This is a genomic window from Methylophilaceae bacterium (genome assembly GCA_018398995.1).
Lineage (GTDB): Bacteria > Pseudomonadota > Gammaproteobacteria > Burkholderiales > Methylophilaceae.
The window spans coordinates 1,478,690-1,498,974 of sequence record CP073759.1; the positions used below are offsets into that span (position 1 = coordinate 1,478,690).

Below are 20,285 nucleotides of genomic sequence, written 5' to 3' on the forward strand. Positions count from 1 at the left end.
CTTATTCGTCACCTTCTTCGCGTGGGGCAATCATGCCATCCAACAAAACTTTAGCATTGCTACGAATTTTTGCATCAATCTCATTGGCAATATCTGGATTTTCTTTTAAAAATTGGCGTGCGTTATCTTTGCCTTGGCCAATTTTTTCACCGTTATAGCTGTACCAAGAACCCGCTTTTTCGACAAATTTTAGATTGACGCCTAATTCGATGATTTCACCCTCACGTGAAATGCCTTCGCCATACAGAATATCAAACTCAGCTTGTTTAAATGGGGGCGCTACTTTGTTTTTAATCACCTTCACTCTGGTTTCTGAACCAACCACTTCATCGCCACGTTTAATGGCACCAGTGCGGCGGATATCTAAACGTACAGATGAGTAGAACTTCAGTGCATTACCGCCAGTTGTTGTTTCTGGATTACCAAACATCACGCCAATTTTCATCCGAATTTGGTTAATAAAAATAACCAAGGTATTGGTGCGTTTGATATTGCCAGTGAGCTTACGCAAAGCTTGACTCATTAAACGTGCTTGTAAGCCCATGTGCGAATCGCCCATGTCGCCTTCAATTTCGGCGCGTGGCGTTAATGCGGCAACAGAGTCCACCACCACAATATCCACTGAACCTGAGCGCACAAGCATATCCGCAATTTCTAATGCTTGCTCACCAGTGTCAGGTTGAGAAATCAGCAAATCGGGCACATTGACCCCTAATTTGGCCGCATATTGTGGATCTAATGCATGTTCTGCATCAATAAAAGCAGCAGTGCCCCCCGCTTTTTGCATTTGTGCAATCACAGACAGTGTGAGGGTTGTTTTGCCAGAAGATTCTGGACCATAAATTTCAACCACACGACCGCGCGGTAAACCACCAATGCCAAGAGCAATATCCAAGCCTAGTGAACCTGTTGATACAGATTGAATATCTGCATCAATCTCGCCATCCCCCATACGCATAATGGAGCCTTTACCAAATTGTTTTTCAATTTGAGAAAGCGCGGCTGCCAGTGCTTTGCTTTTATTATCATCCATGTGCTTTTCCCTTTGTTTTAGCGACTTTAATTAACGTGTAATTATTTCACAGTTTGTCATTTAAGGTAAGCGTTAAGGTTGTGTGTTGGTGGCTTGGTATGAGAAGATAATATCATTCATGGGGTGTAATCGATATGCAGTCAACAATGTCAACGATATCAATCGTTCACCGTTTAGTCACTAGGTTTGCAGCGACAGATAAGGAGGGCATCAGATGAAAATCATTCAAACACTTGCGCTAGTGGTTATGACGGTTGCGATAACATCAACGGCACTTGCGCAAGGTACATCTGAACATATTCTTGAGCGTGCAGAAAAAGATGAAGAAAATAGAGCGGCCTATCCGCCGCATTCGATTGGCACTCATCGCAGTGCGCCAATACTATTTGGAAACAATGGTGAAATTGGGACCCAAGCCGAGCAAGCTATTATTTATATGATGCCATTCATTCCCTACAATGATGATCAGTTGCTTTATCAACAAAACCAACCAAATGTTAACAATCTGCCACCTGTTCGCCGAGATGGTGGCTTATACCAACATCGTCTAGGCGAAAGTGGTCGAGGCGGGCACTAGCTTACTTATTTAAATGATTGGATGCTAATGAGATTAGCCCATTCATGATGTGGATAACAGACTGCTGTCGAATTTGTTGGCGATTGCCAATAAAATGTTTGGTCATGGTCGTTAAATAACCGCTTTTCGTCGCGTAGGCAAAACAGACTGTGCCGACTGGTTTGTCAATTGTGCCGCCATCAGGACCGGCAATTCCAGTAATACTACCTGCAATATCTGCATCACTATTATTGAGTGCCCCTAATGCCATTTCTTTTGCGGTTTCTTCACTCACCGCACCAAACTGGGTGAGGGTTTGGTTGGTGACGTTTAATATGCTTTGTTTGGCAGCATTGCTGTAAGTGATAAACCCACGGTCAAACCATGCGGAGCTGCCTGCGATGTCAGTCATTGTTGCACAAGCTAATCCGCCTGTGCATGATTCAGCCAACACCAGCATGGCATTTTTTTCTTTGAGGGATTGACCTAGCTGTGTACTGAGGGTTATGAGGTTATACATAGCAAGCCCTTTAAACTAATCACGGCATAAATGGCCGCTAACAGATCATCAAACATGACGCCAAAGCCACCCTTTAGTTTGGCATCACATTGGCGGATGGGAAAAGGCTTCCAAATGTCAAATAGTCTAAATAGAGCAAAAGCGATCAACCACCAGCACCATTGATTGGGTGTGATAGTAAGCACCAACATCATCGCCACGATTTCATCCCAAACAATACTGCCGTGATCGCTAACGCCTAAGGCTTTTCCTGCTACATCGCAGCAATAAATGCCAATGATAAACAAAACCGTAATAATCATGATTTGTAGGTATATCGCGTCATTGGCAATTAAGTAAAACAAAGGCAATCCTACGATTGTGCCAATGGTGCCAGGCGCTTTTGGCGCTAAGCCACTACCAAAACCAAGCGCTAAAAAATGTGCGGGGTGTGTGATTAAAAAGTTAAAGTCGGGTTGTTTAGGCAAAATGGTCATATCCTAATGTGGTTATATTGATGTTTTGTTGCTCAAACTGTACGGTTAGATTGCCACTTTCATTTATTTCGCCAATACGCGTTAAGTTGATATCTAATTGCTTTGCAATCGCTGCGATTGTGTTTCTTTGATTGGATGAGGCAGTAAAGCACAGTTCATAATCGTCACCACCAGCTAATATCGCTTGTTGTATTATGGGCTCTTGTAAGCGATTTTGTAGCGTAGCTGAGCAGGAGATTTTTTCTAATTGCAAGGTGGCACCCATCGCCTCATTGCCCGTTAGATTAGCGCGAGATGCTTTTAGTATATGGCTTAAGTCTGCCAGTAATCCATCAGAAATATCAATGCAGCTGTTGGCAACGTCACGCAAGGCTAAACCCAAAGCCACACAAGGTTGCGGTTGATGCAATGCGGCAATCGCGGTATCGCGAATCTCGTCAGGTAATTTAATTTTTAGTTGTAAATGCGCTAATCCTAATGCTGCATGGCCTAAATAACCGCTTACCCAAATGTCATCACCTAGTTGTGCACCACGACGAGTTAGCACTTTGCCCATGGGCACTTCGCCCATGATCGTGATGCTGATATTGAGAGGGCCACGCGTTGTATCGCCTCCGATTAAGTCGATGTTAAATGCATCAGCACAATCAAAAAAACCAGCTGAAAAAGCGCTGAGCCAATCTGGGTTTATTTCAGGTAGGGCAATTGCCAATGTGGCCCATTTTGGATTGGCGCCCATGGCTGCTAGGTCTGAAACGTTCACTGCAAGTGACTTCCATCCAATGTCATAAGGCGCGGTATTCTGAAAAAAATGAGTGCCCACCACAGACATGTCGCTTGATATTGCTAATTGGTGATCTGTGCTAGTTTGAATAAGCGCAGCATCATCACCGATACCTAACGCTGTTTGCGCTGTGGGACGCGTAAAATATTGCTTAATAAGATTAAACTCTGTCGACATCATGCAGTGATAGTAGAATTGATTTGTTGTTATAAAACAATATTATAAATATAACAAAGCGTATTGCATGCCCTATTTTCTCTTGGGACGAAATGCTTTCACAATCGTTTCATTTGTTTCGATGTAAGGGGCACCAATTAAATCTAAACAATAAGGTACAGCGGCAAAAATCCCATGAATCAAGGTATTGCCATCGTCATCTTTTAGTCCTTCAAGTGTTTGTGCAATGGCTTTTGGCTGGCCTGGTAAGTTGATGATTAAACATTGCTTGCGAATGACCGCAACTTGGCGCGACAAAATGGCGGTTGGCACAAAATGCAAACTAATTTGACGCATTTGTTCACCAAATCCTGGCATGATCTTATCACCAATAGCCAGCGTTGCTTCTGGCGTCACGTCACGTAAAGCCGGTCCTGTGCCGCCCGTTGTTAATATCAATTGACAAGCTGTTACATCTGCCAATTCAATTAAGCAAGCCTCTATAGTGGCTTGCTCATCCGCTATTAAACGGGGCTCTGTAACAAAAGGTGAGATTAACGCTTGTTTAAGCCAGTGTTGCAAATTTGGTATACCTTGATCTTCATACACACCTTGGGATGCGCGATCGCTAATGGAAACTAAGCCGATTTTGATTATTTTGTCTTGCATGTGAATTGTTTGTTTAATATTGTGTCAATGACAGTGATAGATTATCACGATAAATACTCAAGGACTTGGAACGATGATGAAAAAAATGTTGTATGTGGTTTTGGTAACGTTGTGCATGCAAACAGCATATGCCACTGAAAATTTGTATGAAAAAAATTATAAGGAACAAAATAGTGGTCACTTAAAGTCGATGCAAGCCAGCCCTGACACTAAAATGTATGTCAGCAATCATTTTGATGATGACAACATCAGTATGTTGGAAAGTGGTTATGACATGATGGGTAGTAGTGGCTTTGAAGCCGGCAGTATTGCCCCTGATTTAGCATTAGCGCATGCTAAAGCCATTAAAGCGGATGTTGTTTTGGTTTACAGTAAATACGCTGCTAAAAAATCACCACTTTCTAAATTACAAACCATTAAAGAGGCTGCAAAAACAACGGGTGAAATTGACCCCGAAGCGCTGGCGGGTGATGAAGAGCAGTATAAATACTACGCAAGTTATTGGGCGAAATTACCCATGCCGTTACTTGGCTTGCATGTGCTTAAACTAAAACATAAACAAAAAGAGAGTGGTGAAATAGTTGAGGATGAGGGTCTTAAGGTGTTGGCTGTTATTAAAGGCTCTTCGGCATTTAAAGCGGGCTTAAAACGCGGTGACGTATTGCTAAAAATAGGCGATGTTGCACTAGAGACACCATCGCAACTTTCGCAATTGGTTGGTCAACATAAAGGGAAGACGGTTAAGATTATTTATAGTAGAAATGATGTGTTAGCGGACACGACAGCAACATTAAAAGTACATTAATCGCGAGCGAGTCGTTAGCCATACGTTCCAGTATGTCGTATGGCTATGCTGATTCTGTTATTTGACGCAGCAACTTAAATAGCTCTCTTGTGCTTTTGGGCGGTTTATTATTTTGTTTTTCTTTGTGCGCATTGCGGCACAAGGTGCGAATTTGTTGCACATCAGCATCAGGATAACTGGTTAGAAACGCTTGCAGCGCGTCTGATTGCGGTTCAGATGATTCTTCTATTAATCGATCTCGCCAGCGCTCTAATTGATGGAAGCGAGCATTTTCTTCATTATTTTTGCCCTCCCAGCGCGCAAGTTGCGCCTCAATTCGCTCAATATCGGTATCGCGCATTAGGCGACCAATATATTGCAATTGACGGCGGATTGCACCATTGGCAGTCAGGCGTTTAGCTTCTATTACCGCGTCGTATAAACGTTCCTCTAGGTTTAATTGATGAATTTGCCCTTTTGTTAGCGCTATTAATTTTTTACCCACCATTTGCTGCGCATCTGCTTCAGCTTTACGCTTGGTTTTGCTAATAAAGGTTTGTTCGAGATCTTTTTCTTGCATGTTTTTAATAACTTTGCTTTGGATGCTACCGATGCACGGTATGATAACAGTTTTAATGATTACTTATAATGGATTGCTGTAATAGTCGAGATATGATGAACCAAGACGCTTTAAAACAAATGACTGAAGATGCGCTTAAATTAGCCAAACAAGCGGGGGCATCACATGCAGAAGTCGATGTGAGCTTTGGTACAGGACAAACGGTTTCTGTACGCAAAGGTGAAACTGAGAACATAGAATACAATCGAGATAAAGGTATTTCCGTCACCGTTTATTTTGGACATAAAAAGGGCTATGCCAGCAGTTCTGATTTTAGCAGTCAGGCAATAAAAGACACAGTTGATGCGGCTTGTAATATTGCAAAATTTACAGCAGAAGATTCATTTTGTGGCCTTGCTGATGCACATTTAATGGCTAAAACGGTTCTTGATCTAAATTTATATCACCCTTGGTCTTTGCCTGTAGAAGAGGCCAGTGAGATTGCAAAGCGTTGTGAAGCAGCAGCATTGGCTGTTGATAGCAAGCGTATCACCAACTCAGAAGGCGCCAGTGTTTCGACTAATGAAGGGCTATTTGTTTATGCCAACACACATGGTTTTGTTGGCGGCTATCCTAGCTCTCGACACAGTATCAGTTGTTCGGTGATTGCAGAGGAAGCAGGCGCTATGCAGCGCGATTATTGGTATACGTCAGCAAGAGATATTGGTGATATGCGAACGCCTGAATTTGTTGGTCAGTTAGCTGGTGAGCGAACAGTGCGACGTTTAGGATCTCGTCCGATCAAAACAGGACAATACCCAGTCTTATTTGAAGCGCCCCTAGCTAGCGGCATTATCTCTTCATTAGTGAGTGCTATCTCAGGCGGTAATTTATATCGAAAATCTTCGTTCTTACTAGACAGCTTGGGAAAGCAGGTTGCTTCTTCATTGCTGAATATTGAAGAGCTGCCACATGTACAAAAAGGCTTGGCAAGTAGTCCATTTGATAATGAAGGCGTCGTCGCCCAGCCGCGTATGTTAGTCAAAAATGGCGTATTGCAAGGCTACATTTTATCTAGTTATTCTGCGCGCAAGTTAGGCATGCAAACATCAGGTAATGCTGGTGGTGCACATAATTTAGTCGTGCAACCTACAGGGCAATCATTTGCGGCGCTATTGGCGATGATGGGCACAGGTTTAGTTGTGACTGAGCTCTTGGGTCATGGTCTTAATATGGTAACAGGTGACTATTCACGTGGTGCTGCAGGATTCTGGGTTGAAAATGGCGTTATTGCATATCCAGTTGAAGAAATTACAATTGCAGGCAATCTAAAACAAATGTTGAATCAAATTATTGCTGTCGGCAATGATGCGGTGGTGCCAAGTGCTAAGCAGACTGGCTCGCTACTCATCGAGAGTATGACCGTTGCAGGTGGGTGATTGTATTAAGAATTAAATATATCAGCCTCTTTATAGAGGCTGATGATAGTGATATTGCTAAGGGATTAACGCTGGTAAATAGGGCGCTTTAGGGGATTCGGTGGCGTCTTCATCTGCCGGCTCGAACTCATCGTTTAAAAGGCTTAATGGTACCAAGCCGTCTTGTACCTGACTGGCTCGGCGCTGTAAATAAGCATCTCTTATGAATGCATAAGGGTCTAGTGAAGCATTACCCAAAATATCTGAAGCATCTAATAACTGCGTGCGTTGATCAATCAGTTGTGCTGATCGTAATTGATTATGTAATCGGATTTGACCAATATTGTGGGTATAAGTGATTGGATCGGTGGTAATACTATCAACAATAATACCAGTAGCGTCACGTAGGGTGCTCGGCCCAAGCAGAGGTAACACTAAGTAAGTATTGTTACTAACGCCCCAATGACCTAGGGTTTGCCCAAAATCTTCGCGATAACGCGGAATATTATCCATACTGGCAACATCAATTAGCCCTGCGATACCAAAGGTACTATTAATCACAAATCGACCTGCTTCGGAAAATGCATTGGCAAATTTTAATTGCAGTATATTGTTTAATACCGATGTTACTGAATACAGGTTAGAAAAGAAATTACTAACTCCTTTTCTAAAAAAAGATGGGGTGACGGATTTATAAGCCGTCGCTACTGGCTTTATGACTGCTTTATCAGCTACATCATTGAATTTGTAAACACCACGGTTAAAGGATTCTAATGGATCTTTATTGTCAAGTGTGGCGCAACCAGTTGCTACGATGACTAACAGGCAGCTGAATAATAACTTGATGAGTGTTGACTGCATATGTATTTGCTATCTTTCGATTATAATTTTACTACAGGCGGATTTTTTGAAGCCCTGCATACCCGAACAAGGATGATTATCCTTAATACTGCGATTGCTGTCTATCAAATAAGCAAGGTCTATTTTTATCAGATTATAACTGTTGTAAAAAAACAACTTTTTCTATCCAGTGCAAAATAAATTTCATTTTGCTCCTCTTTATGGAGGCAAGATGGCATCATTCGCTTCCTGATATAGCGCTAGTGCTAGTGCTCTTTGTTGCGGGTGATCCACAATAGGTTCAGGATAGTCATCACCCATTTTTATCATCAATATTTGTTGGCGTGAAGGCGGTATTTTCCATGGTTCATGTATTTCTTTATCATTGCACTTTGCTAGTTCGGGAATGTATTTTCTGATGAAGTTCCCTTTAGAATCAAATCGTTGACTTTGCGTTACTGGATTAAAGATACGAAACCAAGGCTGCGCATCACAGCCAGTAGACGCTGCCCATTGCCAACCGCCATTATTGGCGCTGAAATCAAAATCAATTAAATGTTCTGCAAAATAACGCTCTCCCCAGCGCCAATCAATCAGCAAGTCTTTGACTAGAAAACTAGCAACAATCATGCGTAAACGATTATGCATATAACCTGTTTGATTGATTTGCCGCATGGCTGCATCAACTAGTGGATAGCCGGTTTTTCCTTCGCACCAAGCAGCAAAATATTGCTGATTATTAGGAAATGCTAACTGTTCAAATTGGGGGTTAAAAGCACGACCAAATGCCAGTTCTGGATTGTGGTGCAAAATTTGAAAATAAAAGTCACGCCAAATAAGCTCATTTAACCATGTCTCAGCGCCAAGATTGTCCATATTCCGCGCAGTGCGTGCTAAATGGCGGATAGAAACAGTACCGAATCGCAAGTGAGTTGATAGGTAAGACACCCCTTTAATTGCGGGAAAATCTCTTGCTGTTTTGTATTGGCTTATACGAGCAATAAAATCGTCTAATAATTGCTTGCCACCAGACATCCCGGTAGGTAATTGCATACTTTTTAAATTGGTTGGTTTAAAGCCTAAGTTTTCTAAACTGGGTAACTCGGTAGGTGTTGTTTTCGCCAAATGATTGAAATAGCGATCAACAGCATAGGCTTTTAGATAAAAATCATTCAGCTTTTTAATTGCCGCATTACGATAAGGCGTGAATACACGGTATGGTTTATTGCTTAAATTAAGTATTTCATCTTTTTCAAAGATCACTTGATCTTTAAAGTCATGCCAATCTACTTGGCTGGCTTTTAGTATTGTTTTAATTGTTTCATCTCTTGCTATCGCGCTGGGCTCATAATCATGATTAACAAAAATGGCGTCAATGGCTAACTGTTTTGCCAAGATGGGAATTAGGTCAGTTGCTTTACCATGCAGCACCAGTAAGTCACCGCCTCGCTGTTGTAGTGCTAATTTAAGTTCGCGAATACTTTCCCAAATAAATTCGACACGTCGATCTGCTTTGTTAGTTAAGGCATCCAAAATTTCAGTATCAAAAACGAACACACAATAGACTTGCTGCGATGCTTTTAATGCATGATAAAGCGCAGCGTGATCAAAATCGCGCAAATCTCGGCGAAACCAAACTAAAGAGTTGATATATTGCATCGGTTTTGGGGCCTTAGATTACTCTCGGTGATAAGGATGATTTTGTATGACTGTATAGGCGCGATAGAGTTGCTCTGCTAATAAAACCCGTACGAAGGCATGCGGCAATGTGAGTTTGGACAAAGCCCAGCAAAAATCGGCTTGCTTAATTAACGCGGGGTCTAAACCATCAGCGCCACCAACCACAATACTGACATCGCGACCCATCTCTTGCCAAGATTGCATCATGGTTGCTAACTCCACTGTGGTTGTTGCTTTACCATGTTCGTCGCAGGCAATCAGATAATCTTTATTGGCCACCTTAAGTATGCGATCGGCTTCAGCCGCTTGCACTGCAGGATTTTTCTTACCATCAGCACGTTTGTCTGGCTTTATTTCAATGATTTCTATGGTTAATTCACGCGGCATCCGTTTGGTATATTCAGCACAAGCAACCTCTACCCAGCTTGGCATTTTATGCCCAACTGAGATAATTTTGAGTTTCATGCGATGGTAAAACGGGGGTTATGCCGAAGCTGGATTTAGCTTATCGGCTTTGACGTGTTTGGCTTCGCCGCCCCATAATTGCTCTAAGTTATAGTAAGCACGCGTGGTCGGTATCATGATATGAACAATCGCTTCACCTAAATCAACCAGCACCCACTCACCATCTTTTTCGCCTTCTAAACCGCGAGGGTGATAACCTTTTGCTTTCAGTTCGACATAGATATTATCGGCGATGGCTTTTGTTTGACGTGTGGAATTTGCGCTGCAAATAATCATGTAATTGGTCATGGAGGTGAGTTTTGAAACATCCAAAACAGTGATATCAAAACCTTTGATATTTTCGATTGCGTTAACGACCGCATCTTTCATTGCGATTAAATCTGACAAATGATGACCTTTAGATAATGGATTAAGCAGCTTGCGCTGGGATTTTATTTTTGATTGCTTTTATTCGATTTTGTTCATCAACATACACCAACTCTGGATGGTATGTTTCAAGTTCTAAAGCACTATATTCTGCATAGGTAGCAATAATGACAATATCACCAGGTTTGGCTTTATGCGCTGCTGCACCATTAGTTGAGATGATGCCTGAATGCCGGTCAGCAAGAATTGCATAAGTGCTAAAACGCTCCCCATTAGTTACATTATAGATTTCAATTCTTTCGTATTCGCTAATGTTAGCGGCTTCTAGCAGTACTTCATCAATCGCACAACTGCCTTCATAATGCAGTTCACTATGCGTCACATGGACACGGTGAAGTTTAGATTTAAGCATCGTTCTTTGCATTAGGTATGACCAATCAATCTTACAAAGGTAGCATTGTAATCAATTGAAAGGTTTAGCGCAAAACTCAATGTTGTCAATTAAACGAACATTGGCAAGGGTAGCGGCAGCCAAAATGACTAATTGCGTGTCATATTTTGTGGCTGGTTTTAGAGATAAAGCATCTCGGATTGAGATGTAATCAATTTGCCAGCCTTGCTTTATCAGCGCTTCAGCTGTTTTGGTTTCAATAGTTGAGTAATCAATGTTAGATGATTGTGCATGCTTGACGGCCATTCTCAGAGCATGATTCAGCTGGGCAGCTTGTGTTGCCTGATGCGTATTAAAGTGACCATTGCGTGAACTCATCGCAAGTCCACTCGCTTCTCGCACAATATCACCTGCAATAATTGTAATGGCAAAGTTAAGTTGCTTAACTAGCTCCCGAATAATGAATAGCTGTTGAAAATCTTTTTTACCGAATATAGCAATATCAGGTTGCACCATATGAAATAATTTTGCCACTACAGTTGTGACACCTGTAAAGTGACCGGGGCGGCTAGCGCCACATAACTCAGCTGCAATTGGTGGCGGTGTCACCATCATGCTTTGATTGAGCGATTGACCATCAAAATCAGGGTACATTTCTTCTACAGAGGGTACAAAAACAATTGAAGCACCAACTTGTTCTAACCGTTTGCAATCGTCTACTAAAGTACGTGGATATTTCTCTAAATCAATGAGGGAATCAAACTGTAGAGGATTCACAAAAATACTCACAACCACACAATCAGCTTGTTGTTTGGCGAGTTCGACTAATTGTAAATGACCCGCATGTAAATTGCCCATTGTGGGCACAAGGGCAATCTTAGCGTAATCTTTTAAGCAGTTTTTTAGTGCTGCACTGGTGTGAACAATTTGCATCTGATTAACGTGTACTAGTCTGTAGCTGCATTAGTAACTGTGTTCAAGTCCAGGAAATGACTGGTCTTTAACTGCATGAATATAAGCTGTAATTGCTTCTTGTATGCTATTGTTTTCTTGCAAAAAATTACGCACAAAACGAGGTGATTTAAACGCTGTAGGAGACTTGCTTGCTGGGCCGGTATAGATGCCAAGTAAGTCTTGCAACACCAGCACTTGACCATCGCAATCCACCCCAGCACCAATGCCAATCGTAGGCGCTTTGATGAGATTGGTAATTTGTGCGGCAAGCGCAGCTGGTACCATTTCCAGCACAACCATACTCACGCCTGCCGCATCCATGGCTTTTGCATCGTTGATCATTTGTTGGGCCGATTCTTGGGTTTTGCCTTGTATTTTATAACCACCAAGTTGATTCACAGACTGTGGGGTAAAGCCCAAATGCGCACTGACAGGCACACCATGAGATACTAAATATCGTGCAGTTTCAATGCGGTTGCCACCGCCTTCAAATTTCACCATGCTCGCACCAGACTTAATCAGCCACTGCGCATTTTTAAGCGCCGCTTCATTGTCATGCTCATAACTGCCCAATGGCATATCAGCAACAATGAGTGTATTGGGCGCACCTGCAGCCACGTTTTTGGTATGGTAAGTCATGTGGTGCATGCTGACATTGAGCGTATTTTCCGCCCCTTGTAACACCATACCTAAAGAGTCGCCAACCAGTAAAACATCAATATCAGCTAGCGCCATTAATTTGGCAAAGGTCGCATCATAGCAAGTTAACATAGCAATTTTCTCGCCAATTGAGGTTAACTTGTTCAGTTTGTCTAGCTTATTGCTATGGGTCGATTGCATAGGCATTATTCGAAATTGGGATTGAAATATTCACGGCGACCTTGAAATTGATGAATGCGGTCGACTAATAAATCCAGTGCTGCCGCATCTTTAATAATATTGAGTTTTTCGTTATTAACAATCAACACTGGTGCTGCATCATAGCTATGAAAATACTCACTATATGCACTAGATAAGCGCTCAATATATTGTGGCGGCATATTCGATTCATAATCAATATTACGTTCTGCAATACGATCCAGCAATGTCGCACTAGGCGTTTGTAAATAAATCACTAAATCGGGTTTAGGTGATTCTAATTGTAAGTGATGATAAATCTGGTGATAGAGCGCATATTCCTCATCATTTAAATTTAAGCGTGCAAAAAGCGGATCTTTTTCCAAAAAGAAATCAGCGGTAATGGGCTGCGAAAACATATCAATTTGGCTGATGTCAGCAATTTGACGTGCGCGTTGAAATAAGAAAAAGATTTGTGTCTGTAAAGCGTAACGTTTTGGATCGTGGTAAAAACGCGCCAAAAAAGGATTTTCTTCTGCTTTTTCTGACAGTAATTGTGTTGAAAATTTTTCTGATAGCATACGTGCAAGAGTCGTTTTCCCGCTACCAATAGGTCCTTCAACAACAATAAATGGATATTTGTTAAAAATGCTCATGCTCAATCATTGCTCAGTTTTTGGATGCCTTGGTTTTGAAAAGCTTCTGCTAATTTTACAACATTAGTGTCTTTAGGAATAACATCACTGTGGTTAATCACCATGGTGGGAACAATCTCTGCTAGCGGTAATAAAACAAAACCACGTGCATGCATACGTGGATGCGGTAAGGTTAAAAAATCTGTTTGCTTGACAAGGTGGTCATATAGCAGTAAATCCAAATCAAGAATGCGAGGCGCGTTTGGGAAAGGACGTTCACGCCCAAATGCCTGCTCAATATCAAGTAATGCACTTAGCAAAGACTCTGGCGATAAGTCAGTGTCAAGTTCAGCTACTGCATTAATAAAATCAGGCTGGTTATCATAGCCAACAGGTTCTGATTGATAAAGACTGGAGTGTTGCAATACCATCGTTTGAGGGATTTTTTCTAGCGCAATAAGTGCGTGCTTGACCTGTGATGCTGGCTCGCATAAGTTGCTACCAAGTGCGACATAGGCTCTATGCACCATCAAGGCCCTTAAGCGCAGGTTTTTTTGGTTTTCGTCTACGTCTTTTGTGTGGATTGGTTTCTGGCAATAACATGGCTGTTCGCTGTTCAGTATTGGCGTGGGCAAATGTTGTCCACCACTCACCAATTTCAGTTGCAATCTCACCCGACTCGCAACGTAATAACATAAAATCATAAGCGGCGCGGTAGCGTGGGTGGGCAATGAGTGCAAAAGGGCGCTTGCCAGCACGCTGTTCAAAACGTGGTTGCATTGCCCAAATTTCTTTCATGGTAGAAACAAACCGGTTATGAATGGCTAATTTATTAGCTTGTAACTGAATCACTTCATCCATCGCATGGTACAAAGCGGGAATGATGGGCGCCTGTTGCTGATGCACTTGCCATGCCTTGAGTACTTCGTGCCAGAGTAAAGTGGCAAATAAAAAGCTCGGGTTGGATGACTTACCTTGCATGATGCGGTCATCTGTATTTTTAAGCGCCAACATGACAAATTTTTCGCCTAGCGGCTGTTCTAAGACCACATCTAATAACGGTAATAACCCGTGATGTAAATGTTGCTCACGCAAAATATTAATACTTTCGATGGCATGCCCAGATAAAAACAGCTTTAGCATTTCATCAAATAAGCGACTTGGTGGTACGTCTTGAAGCAGATGGGCTAATTCAGCAATCGGCTTTTCTGTGGCTTTATCAATTTTCAATCCTAGTTTAGCTGATAGCCTTACCGCGCGAAGCATACGCACAGGATCTTCTTGATAACGAATTGTTGGCTCACCTATCATGCGCAATAATCGGGCTTTGACGTCAGCAACGCCATGATGAAAATCGAGCACTTCTTGCGTTTTAGGATTGTAATAGAGTGCATTCGCGGTAAAGTCGCGCCTGACGGCATCATCCTCTAAGCTACCAAAAATATTATCACGCAGAATGCGACCAGTATCATTTGTTGATGCGTCACCTTTATTATCATGGTGACCACGGAATGTGGAGACTTCAATGGTTTCTCTGCCCCATAATACATGCACAAGGCGGAATCGCTTGCCAATAATACGCGAGCGACGGAATAGCTTGTGCACTTGCTCTGGCTCTGCATTGGTGGCCACATCAAAATCTTTAGGTTTGAAATCTAGCAATAAATCACGAACTGCACCCCCAACAATATAGGCATCGAAACCAGCGTTTTGTAGCGCTTCACATGTATTAAGCGCTGCATCACTGATTAAATTTTGATTAAGTTTGTGTTGCTTAACAGAAATTTTCTTTGCAGTATTGGATAAGCGTAGGTCGGCTTCATTAATAGCGACTGCTGCATTCCCCTTTTTTTTGAATACGCGATTAAGAAATTTTTTAATCATTGATTGGCCGTATTGTTCCATAGTACGTCATTGATGCCTGCCTCCTTATTTAAAACGCGACATAAGACAAACAATAAATCTGAGAAACGGTTGATATACTGTAAAGAAACACCAGTCAACTTTTCTTCTGCATCAAGTGCGTGCATGGTGCGCTCTGCACGTCTACAAACCGTTCTAGCAAGATGACAATAGGCAGCCGCGCGACTACCGCCTGGCAAAATAAATTCCTTCAGTGGAGTCAGTTGCTCATTCCAAGAATCTAACTGTGCCTCTAATGCTTCAATTCGCTCAGCTTTGATTAGCGTCATGTTTGGCATGCAGATTTCACCACCAAGATTGAACAAATCATGCTGCACTTCTGTCAGGCAAGCGTGAATACTGTCTGAGACAGGCTCTGTGAGCAGAAGGCCAACGACTGCATTCAGCTCATCCACATCGCCCATTGCTTGCACCCGTAAACTGTTTTTTGCCACTCTAGTGCCATCGCCTAGCCCTGTTGTGCCATCATCTCCAGTGCGTGTGTAAATCTTACTTAATCGATTACCCATTGGTTGCATTTCTAATATAATCGGTCATTATAAATCATGCATAACCATTTATTGAACAATAAACCATCATATTCTCTTCCGATTGGTATCATGGACTCTGGCGTGGGCGGCATTTCCGTACTGCATCACGTTCGCAAACGATTGCCAAATGAATCTATTTATTATGTTGCCGATAGCTTGTATGCACCCTATGGTAACAAATCCGCTACAGAAATTACTGAGCGCTGTTTTGCTATTGGCGATTTTCTGATTGCTCAAGGTGTTAAAGCGTTAGTGGTTGCTTGCAACACAGCAACTGCTGCCTCCATTCAAGCCATGCGAGAGCAATATGATTTACCTATTATCGGTATGGAGCCAGCAGTGAAACCTGCTGTGAATGCAAGTCGTAATGGAGTGATTGGTGTATTGGCAACGGTTGGCACCATTAAAAGCGCGCAGTATGCGGCACTATTAGCCAATTATGGCACTGGCGTTACTGTGCTAGCGCAAGCATGTGTCGGATTGGTTGAGTGTGTTGAACGTGGAGCGCTAGCAACAGCATCTACGCGTCAGTTGTTAGCACGTTACCTACAGCCTTTATTAGATAATAATGCAGATACTATTGTATTGGGGTGTACACATTACCCATTTTTACGCCCATTAATTGAAGAGATTGTCGGATCAGATATTGCCGTGATTGATACGGGTGATGCGGTTAGCCTACAACTTCAGAAAAAATTAGCAGAAAAAAAACTATTGGTACAAAACAATCATGATGCAGAGGTCGTTTTTTGGACAAATAGTCAATTAGCAACAGCGGTAACTGTGATGCAAACGTTGTATGGCCACCCAGTTAACATTCAACAATTGACCATATAGCAATTAATGTTGGCCAACAACCTCACCCGCTTTAAGTCTATATTTTGTACCGCAATAGGGGCAAGTGACTTCCCCTGTTTTTGCAATATCTAAAAAAACACGCGGATGCGATGCCCAAAGCGCCACTTCTTTAGTTGGGCAATGTAGTGGTAATTGTTTTGCCGTAACTTCAAATTCTTTAACATCAGACATCAAAACATCCTTTTTATGTGGTGTCTATTTAAACCAGCGTTAGCCAATCTGCGTGCTTAGCTGATTTTCCTTTGACTATATCAAAATACATGGTTTGCAATTGTTCAGTAATTGGGCCGCGCGAGCCGTTACCAATCGCACGATTATCTAATTCACGAATGGGGGTCACTTCCGCCGCTGTTCCGGTAAAAAACGCTTCATCAGCGCTATACACTTCATCGCGCGTGATGCGTTTTTCAACCACTTCTAAGCCAATTTCAGCCGCAAGTTGCACGATAGTATCTCTTGTAATACCTTCTAGCGCGCTGGTTAAATCAGGGGTATACAACTTACCACGACGCACAATGAAAACATTTTCACCAGAACCTTCAGCAACAAAACCATCAACGTCTAATAAAAGTGCTTCATGATAACCATCCTGCACCGCTTCTTGATGGGCAAGAATGCTGTTCATATAGTTACCATTGGCTTTGGCTTTACACATGGTGATATTCACATGATGACGTGAAAAAGAGGATGTTTTAACACGGATGCCTTTGGTGAGCGCTTCGTCACCCATGTATGCGCCCCAGCTCCACGCCGCGCAAATGACGTGTGTTGATAACGTTTTGGCAGAAATGCCCATTGCCTCTGAGCCATAAAAAGCCATCGGTCGAATATACGCTGAGGCTAATTTGTTTTCCCGCACCGCTGTTTTTTGCGCTTCTGAAATGGTTGCTTTATCAAATGGCATTTTCATGCCTAGGATATGCGCGCTGCGGAATAATCGATCCGTGTGGTCTTGCAAGCGGAAAATTGCCGTGCCCTTATCTGTTTCATAAGCCCGCACACCCTCAAATACGCCCATGCCATAATGCAAAGTGTGCGTTAACACATGGGTGGTGGCATCGCGCCAGTTTACTAATTGACCATCGTACCAAATAAAACCATCACGGTCAGACATCGAGGTTGGTATTGCCATGTTGCGACTACCTTAAATATACATAAAACCCTATTGTAAACTAAAGGCTGGTATTTTCTCAGCATGTTAAAATCAAAATATTATATTTATTGGAGCTTTTGCTATGTTTTCCTCATTTTTTAACCTAGGTCGAACGATATTGCTCATGATCACATTGAGTTTATTAGTTGCGTGTGATGCAAATCCGGTTGGCAAGGGCTTTGTTGCTACAGACATTACCGGCGCAGATTTCTCCACATCTTTTGCACTCACTGATCATACGGGTAAGGCACGTACCATGGCTGATTTTAAGGGGAAAGTAGTCTTATTGTTTTTTGGCTTTACCCATTGCCCCGATGTTTGTCCGACGACAATGTTAGATTTAAAAAATGCCATGAAACTTATCGGGGATCAAGCAGATCAAGTGCAAGTATTGTTTGTTACAGTTGATCCAGAGCGAGATACGCAAGCAGTGTTAGCTAAGTTTGTACCCTCTTTTGATAGCCGTTTTATTGGCCTGCGAGGAGATATGCAACAAACAGCAGAGACAGTGAAAAATTTTAAAATCTATTATGCAAAAGTGCCAGGTAATAGCGAAAACGATTACTCGATTGATCATAGTGCAGGCATGTATGCCTTTGATAAACAAGGTAAAGCCAGGTTGTATTTAGGCTACGGACAAAAAGCAGAAGATATTGCGAGTGATGTGCAAAAGCTACTATAAATTAACCAGCCAGTTGACTGAATAGCACTTGCTATTATTGGATATGCTTTATATTCGGTGCAACTGAGAAGATAGTTGTTTCAATTCTTTTTCTGCCAGTTTGTAATCTGGATAAATGCTGGCAACGACTGCCCAAAATTTGGCTGAGTGATTCATTTCTTTTAAATGTGCTAACTCGTGGCAGACTACGTAGTTGATAATCGAGGGTGGAGCTTGTAATAAACGCCAGTTCAGGCGAATATCGCCTCGGCTACTACAACTGCCCCAGCGTGATTGAGCGCTGGATAGTTTAAGCGGTGGTGTGCTGACGTTTAACTTTGCTGCCAAAATCGCCAAGCGTCTGCCAAAATCAAGTTCGGCTTGCTTTTTATACCATTGAATAACCTTTTTTTTGATAAGGATTTCATCATCAGCTTGGGGTGAGGTGATAACCAAACTCGTGTGATTAAATTGTGCTTGTTTGTTTTTTGCATCTTTTATAACCTGCAAGCTGATTGTATTGCCTAGCAATTGTAACGTTTCTCCATCTCGCCAACTCATTGGTTGAACAGCATTTTGTTCTCGTGCTGCTAGTTTGCTTAGAATCCAATTTGATTTTTCTTGGATGAGTTTTTTTAATTGAAATTCTAAAATGTATTGAGGTGCATGAACAATCAAACCATCTGCCGTAATTTTTAGACCAACAGTCCGACGCGCTCTACGTTCTAGTTGATAAGCAATGGTTTTACCATTACTCAATTGAACAGATTTTTTTGCCATTATTGCGAAAAGGTTAGCATCTCAGTTTCAATCCAATCTTCCACTTGCCGATTCAGTGCTTCAGGTTTTAAACCTGCAGATTGAATTGGTTTGCCAATGCTCACTTGAATGACGCCTGGATGTTTCAACCAAGAGTTTTTACGCCAAAACACGCCGGCATTATGCGCGACTGGCACTACTTGTGTTTGTGTGTGCGTGGCTAACCAAGCGCCACCAATATGATATTTTCCACGTTCGCCAGGCGCGGTGCGCGTGCCTTCAGGAAAAATCACTACCCAAAACTGTTTGGCCAAACGATCTTTGCCTTGCGACACCAATTGTTTTAATGCTTCACGACCTGCGGCACGGTTAATCGCAATTGGTGACGTTAAGGCCAGTGCCCAACCAAAGAATGGAATGCGTAAAAGTGAACGTTTGAGTACCCATACTTGTGGTGGAAAAATCAGTTGTAATGCTAATGTCTCCCAAGCGGATTGATGTTTACACAGAATAATACTTGGGCTATTAGGGATATTCTCGCGACCTTTGACGGCAAAGCTTAAGCCGCAACTGATGCGTAACCACCACAACATACAACGCGCCCATAAACTCAGAAAGCGATAACGTGTTGGTGGAGCGAGAGGAAACGTAAGCAGACCAATGGTAGTAAAGGGAATAGTGAATATCCACATACCAAGATTAAAGATAAACGAGCGAAAATAAACCATTTTTGTCTTTATTGATGATCGATAATATGGTCAACAGCTTCGGCTAAATTAGTAAAAACCAAGGTATTTTTTGGCATATTACCAGCGGCTAGTGTAGCCTTACCTTTGCCTGTTTTAACTAATATTGGTTGGCAACCGACATTGGCAAAAGCCTGCAAGTCTCGCAAAGCATCTCCCACAGCAAATACGTGGTGTAAATCGACTGAAAAGCGATGACCAATATCTTCTATCATTTGGCTTTTTGGTTTTCGACACTCACAGTTATCAAGAGCCGCATGCGGACAATAAAAAATCGCATCAATATGGCCGCCCACTTGCGCAACTGCATGGTGCATTTTATCGTGAATGGCATTTAAGGTAACCATATCAAATAAACCGCGAGCAACCCCAGATTGATTCGTGGCAACTACCACGCGGAAGCCATGTTGATTAAGCAACGCAATGGCTTCTAAACTACCTGGAATCGGTATCCATTCATCAGGATTTTTAATAAAGTGATCGCTGTCTTTATTGATGACGCCATCACGGTCTAGAATCACCAGTTTCATTT

Annotated in this window: 27 protein-coding genes; 5 read left to right on the top strand and 22 right to left on the bottom strand. The window is 42.2% G+C overall.

What is annotated here, in order from left to right:
• Position 1 precedes the first annotated feature (1 nt).
• Complete coding sequence (gene recA, locus KFB94_07535; protein ID QVL45120.1) at positions 2–1,033, bottom strand: recombinase RecA; 1,032 nt, start codon at positions 1,031–1,033, stop codon at positions 2–4.
• 214 nt (positions 1,034–1,247) lie between these two features.
• Here recA and KFB94_07540 point away from each other — a divergent pair, with 214 nt between their 5' ends.
• Positions 1,248–1,610 carry a hypothetical protein gene (locus tag KFB94_07540; GenBank protein ID QVL45121.1) on the top strand — a complete coding sequence of 121 codons (363 nt, stop codon included), beginning with the start codon at positions 1,248–1,250 and terminating at the stop codon, positions 1,608–1,610.
• Position 1,611: 1 nt separating this feature from the next.
• Here the strand turns inward: KFB94_07540 and KFB94_07545 are convergent, their stop codons facing one another.
• From KFB94_07545 to mog, 4 genes are all read right to left on the bottom strand, one after another.
• A complete protein-coding gene (locus KFB94_07545; protein QVL45122.1) occupies positions 1,612–2,109 on the bottom strand; it encodes a nicotinamide-nucleotide amidohydrolase family protein in 498 nt (165 codons plus the stop codon).
• Positions 2,094–2,585, bottom strand: a complete 492-nt coding sequence (locus KFB94_07550; protein QVL45123.1) for a phosphatidylglycerophosphatase A — start codon at positions 2,583–2,585, stop codon at positions 2,094–2,096. Before KFB94_07550 ends, KFB94_07545 begins: the two co-directional genes overlap by 16 nt.
• Positions 2,569–3,546: a thiamine-phosphate kinase gene (gene thiL, locus KFB94_07555; protein ID QVL45124.1), complete on the bottom strand. Its 978-nt coding sequence runs from the start codon at positions 3,544–3,546 to the stop codon at positions 2,569–2,571. The genes KFB94_07550 and thiL overlap by 17 nt, the downstream gene beginning before the upstream one ends.
• 72 nt (positions 3,547–3,618) lie before the next feature.
• Positions 3,619–4,194 (bottom strand): molybdopterin adenylyltransferase, encoded by a 576-nt coding sequence (mog, locus tag KFB94_07560; GenBank protein ID QVL45125.1) that lies wholly within the window; start codon positions 4,192–4,194, stop codon positions 3,619–3,621.
• A gap of 73 nt (positions 4,195–4,267) precedes the next feature.
• Between mog and KFB94_07565 the strand changes: the two genes are divergently transcribed.
• Complete coding sequence (locus tag KFB94_07565; GenBank protein ID QVL45126.1) at positions 4,268–4,999, top strand: PDZ domain-containing protein; 732 nt, start codon at positions 4,268–4,270, stop codon at positions 4,997–4,999.
• A gap of 43 nt (positions 5,000–5,042) precedes the next feature.
• On the opposite strand, the gene KFB94_07570 is transcribed toward KFB94_07565, so the two are convergent.
• A complete protein-coding gene (locus KFB94_07570; GenBank protein ID QVL45127.1) occupies positions 5,043–5,558 on the bottom strand; it encodes a DUF615 domain-containing protein in 516 nt (171 codons plus the stop codon).
• A gap of 95 nt (positions 5,559–5,653) precedes the next feature.
• Here KFB94_07570 and pmbA point away from each other — a divergent pair, with 95 nt between their 5' ends.
• Positions 5,654–6,976 (top strand): metalloprotease PmbA, encoded by a 1,323-nt coding sequence (gene pmbA / locus KFB94_07575; protein ID QVL46618.1) that lies wholly within the window; start codon positions 5,654–5,656, stop codon positions 6,974–6,976.
• 57 nt (positions 6,977–7,033) lie between these two features.
• Here pmbA and KFB94_07580 read toward each other — a convergent pair whose 3' ends face one another.
• The 11 genes from KFB94_07580 to KFB94_07630 all read right to left on the bottom strand — a co-directional run bounded on the left by KFB94_07580 (position 7,034) and on the right by KFB94_07630 (position 15,555).
• Positions 7,034–7,816: a VacJ family lipoprotein gene (locus KFB94_07580; protein QVL45128.1), complete on the bottom strand. Its 783-nt coding sequence runs from the start codon at positions 7,814–7,816 to the stop codon at positions 7,034–7,036.
• Positions 7,817–8,014: 198 nt separating this feature from the next.
• The gene (locus tag KFB94_07585; protein ID QVL45129.1) at positions 8,015–9,454 is read right to left on the bottom strand and encodes a deoxyribodipyrimidine photo-lyase; all 1,440 of its coding nucleotides are present in this window, start codon (positions 9,452–9,454) and stop codon (positions 8,015–8,017) included.
• 18 nt (positions 9,455–9,472) lie between these two features.
• The gene (gene rlmH / locus KFB94_07590; protein ID QVL45130.1) at positions 9,473–9,940 is read right to left on the bottom strand and encodes a 23S rRNA (pseudouridine(1915)-N(3))-methyltransferase RlmH; all 468 of its coding nucleotides are present in this window, start codon (positions 9,938–9,940) and stop codon (positions 9,473–9,475) included.
• An 18-nt stretch (positions 9,941–9,958) separates the two neighbouring features.
• On the bottom strand, positions 9,959–10,309 hold the full coding sequence (gene rsfS / locus KFB94_07595) for a ribosome silencing factor (protein ID QVL46619.1): 351 nt from the start codon (positions 10,307–10,309) through the stop codon (positions 9,959–9,961).
• 40 nt (positions 10,310–10,349) lie between these two features.
• Entirely contained in the window at positions 10,350–10,730 is a 381-nt protein-coding gene (locus tag KFB94_07600; protein QVL45131.1) for an aspartate 1-decarboxylase, read from the bottom strand.
• A 39-nt stretch (positions 10,731–10,769) separates the two neighbouring features.
• On the bottom strand, positions 10,770–11,630 hold the full coding sequence (gene panC / locus KFB94_07605; GenBank protein ID QVL45132.1) for a pantoate--beta-alanine ligase: 861 nt from the start codon (positions 11,628–11,630) through the stop codon (positions 10,770–10,772).
• A gap of 30 nt (positions 11,631–11,660) precedes the next feature.
• Positions 11,661–12,491, bottom strand: a complete 831-nt coding sequence (gene panB / locus KFB94_07610; protein ID QVL46620.1) for a 3-methyl-2-oxobutanoate hydroxymethyltransferase — start codon at positions 12,489–12,491, stop codon at positions 11,661–11,663.
• 5 nt (positions 12,492–12,496) lie between these two features.
• On the bottom strand, positions 12,497–13,144 hold the full coding sequence (locus tag KFB94_07615) for a deoxynucleoside kinase (GenBank protein ID QVL45133.1): 648 nt from the start codon (positions 13,142–13,144) through the stop codon (positions 12,497–12,499).
• Positions 13,145–13,146: 2 nt separating this feature from the next.
• Positions 13,147–13,653, bottom strand: a complete 507-nt coding sequence (gene folK / locus KFB94_07620) for a 2-amino-4-hydroxy-6-hydroxymethyldihydropteridine diphosphokinase (GenBank protein ID QVL46621.1) — start codon at positions 13,651–13,653, stop codon at positions 13,147–13,149.
• The gene (gene pcnB / locus KFB94_07625; GenBank protein ID QVL45134.1) at positions 13,643–15,007 is read right to left on the bottom strand and encodes a polynucleotide adenylyltransferase PcnB; all 1,365 of its coding nucleotides are present in this window, start codon (positions 15,005–15,007) and stop codon (positions 13,643–13,645) included. The genes folK and pcnB overlap by 11 nt, the downstream gene beginning before the upstream one ends.
• Positions 15,004–15,555 carry a cob(I)yrinic acid a,c-diamide adenosyltransferase gene (locus KFB94_07630; GenBank protein ID QVL46622.1) on the bottom strand — a complete coding sequence of 184 codons (552 nt, stop codon included), beginning with the start codon at positions 15,553–15,555 and terminating at the stop codon, positions 15,004–15,006. The genes pcnB and KFB94_07630 overlap by 4 nt, the downstream gene beginning before the upstream one ends.
• Positions 15,556–15,591: 36 nt before the next feature.
• Here KFB94_07630 and KFB94_07635 point away from each other — a divergent pair, with 36 nt between their 5' ends.
• Positions 15,592–16,413: a glutamate racemase gene (locus KFB94_07635; GenBank protein ID QVL45135.1), complete on the top strand. Its 822-nt coding sequence runs from the start codon at positions 15,592–15,594 to the stop codon at positions 16,411–16,413.
• A 3-nt stretch (positions 16,414–16,416) separates the two neighbouring features.
• Here KFB94_07635 and KFB94_07640 read toward each other — a convergent pair whose 3' ends face one another.
• Both KFB94_07640 and KFB94_07645 read right to left on the bottom strand, forming a co-directional pair.
• Positions 16,417–16,605 carry a zinc-finger domain-containing protein gene (locus KFB94_07640; GenBank protein ID QVL45136.1) on the bottom strand — a complete coding sequence of 63 codons (189 nt, stop codon included), beginning with the start codon at positions 16,603–16,605 and terminating at the stop codon, positions 16,417–16,419.
• A gap of 28 nt (positions 16,606–16,633) precedes the next feature.
• Positions 16,634–17,548 carry a branched-chain amino acid transaminase gene (locus KFB94_07645; protein QVL46623.1) on the bottom strand — a complete coding sequence of 305 codons (915 nt, stop codon included), beginning with the start codon at positions 17,546–17,548 and terminating at the stop codon, positions 16,634–16,636.
• Positions 17,549–17,669: 121 nt separating this feature from the next.
• Here KFB94_07645 and KFB94_07650 point away from each other — a divergent pair, with 121 nt between their 5' ends.
• On the top strand, positions 17,670–18,269 hold the full coding sequence (locus KFB94_07650; GenBank protein ID QVL45137.1) for an SCO family protein: 600 nt from the start codon (positions 17,670–17,672) through the stop codon (positions 18,267–18,269).
• 48 nt (positions 18,270–18,317) lie between these two features.
• Here KFB94_07650 and KFB94_07655 read toward each other — a convergent pair whose 3' ends face one another.
• The 3 genes from KFB94_07655 to gmhB are packed head-to-tail and all read right to left on the bottom strand — an operon-like array spanning position 18,318 to position 20,283.
• On the bottom strand, positions 18,318–19,028 hold the full coding sequence (locus KFB94_07655) for a M48 family metallopeptidase (GenBank protein QVL45138.1): 711 nt from the start codon (positions 19,026–19,028) through the stop codon (positions 18,318–18,320).
• Entirely contained in the window at positions 19,028–19,735 is a 708-nt protein-coding gene (locus KFB94_07660; protein QVL45139.1) for a 1-acyl-sn-glycerol-3-phosphate acyltransferase, read from the bottom strand. The genes KFB94_07655 and KFB94_07660 overlap by 1 nt, the downstream gene beginning before the upstream one ends.
• An 8-nt stretch (positions 19,736–19,743) precedes the next feature.
• Positions 19,744–20,283, bottom strand: coding sequence for a D-glycero-beta-D-manno-heptose 1,7-bisphosphate 7-phosphatase (gene gmhB / locus KFB94_07665; protein QVL45140.1), 540 nt, complete (start codon positions 20,281–20,283; stop codon positions 19,744–19,746).
• Positions 20,284–20,285 lie beyond the last annotated feature (2 nt).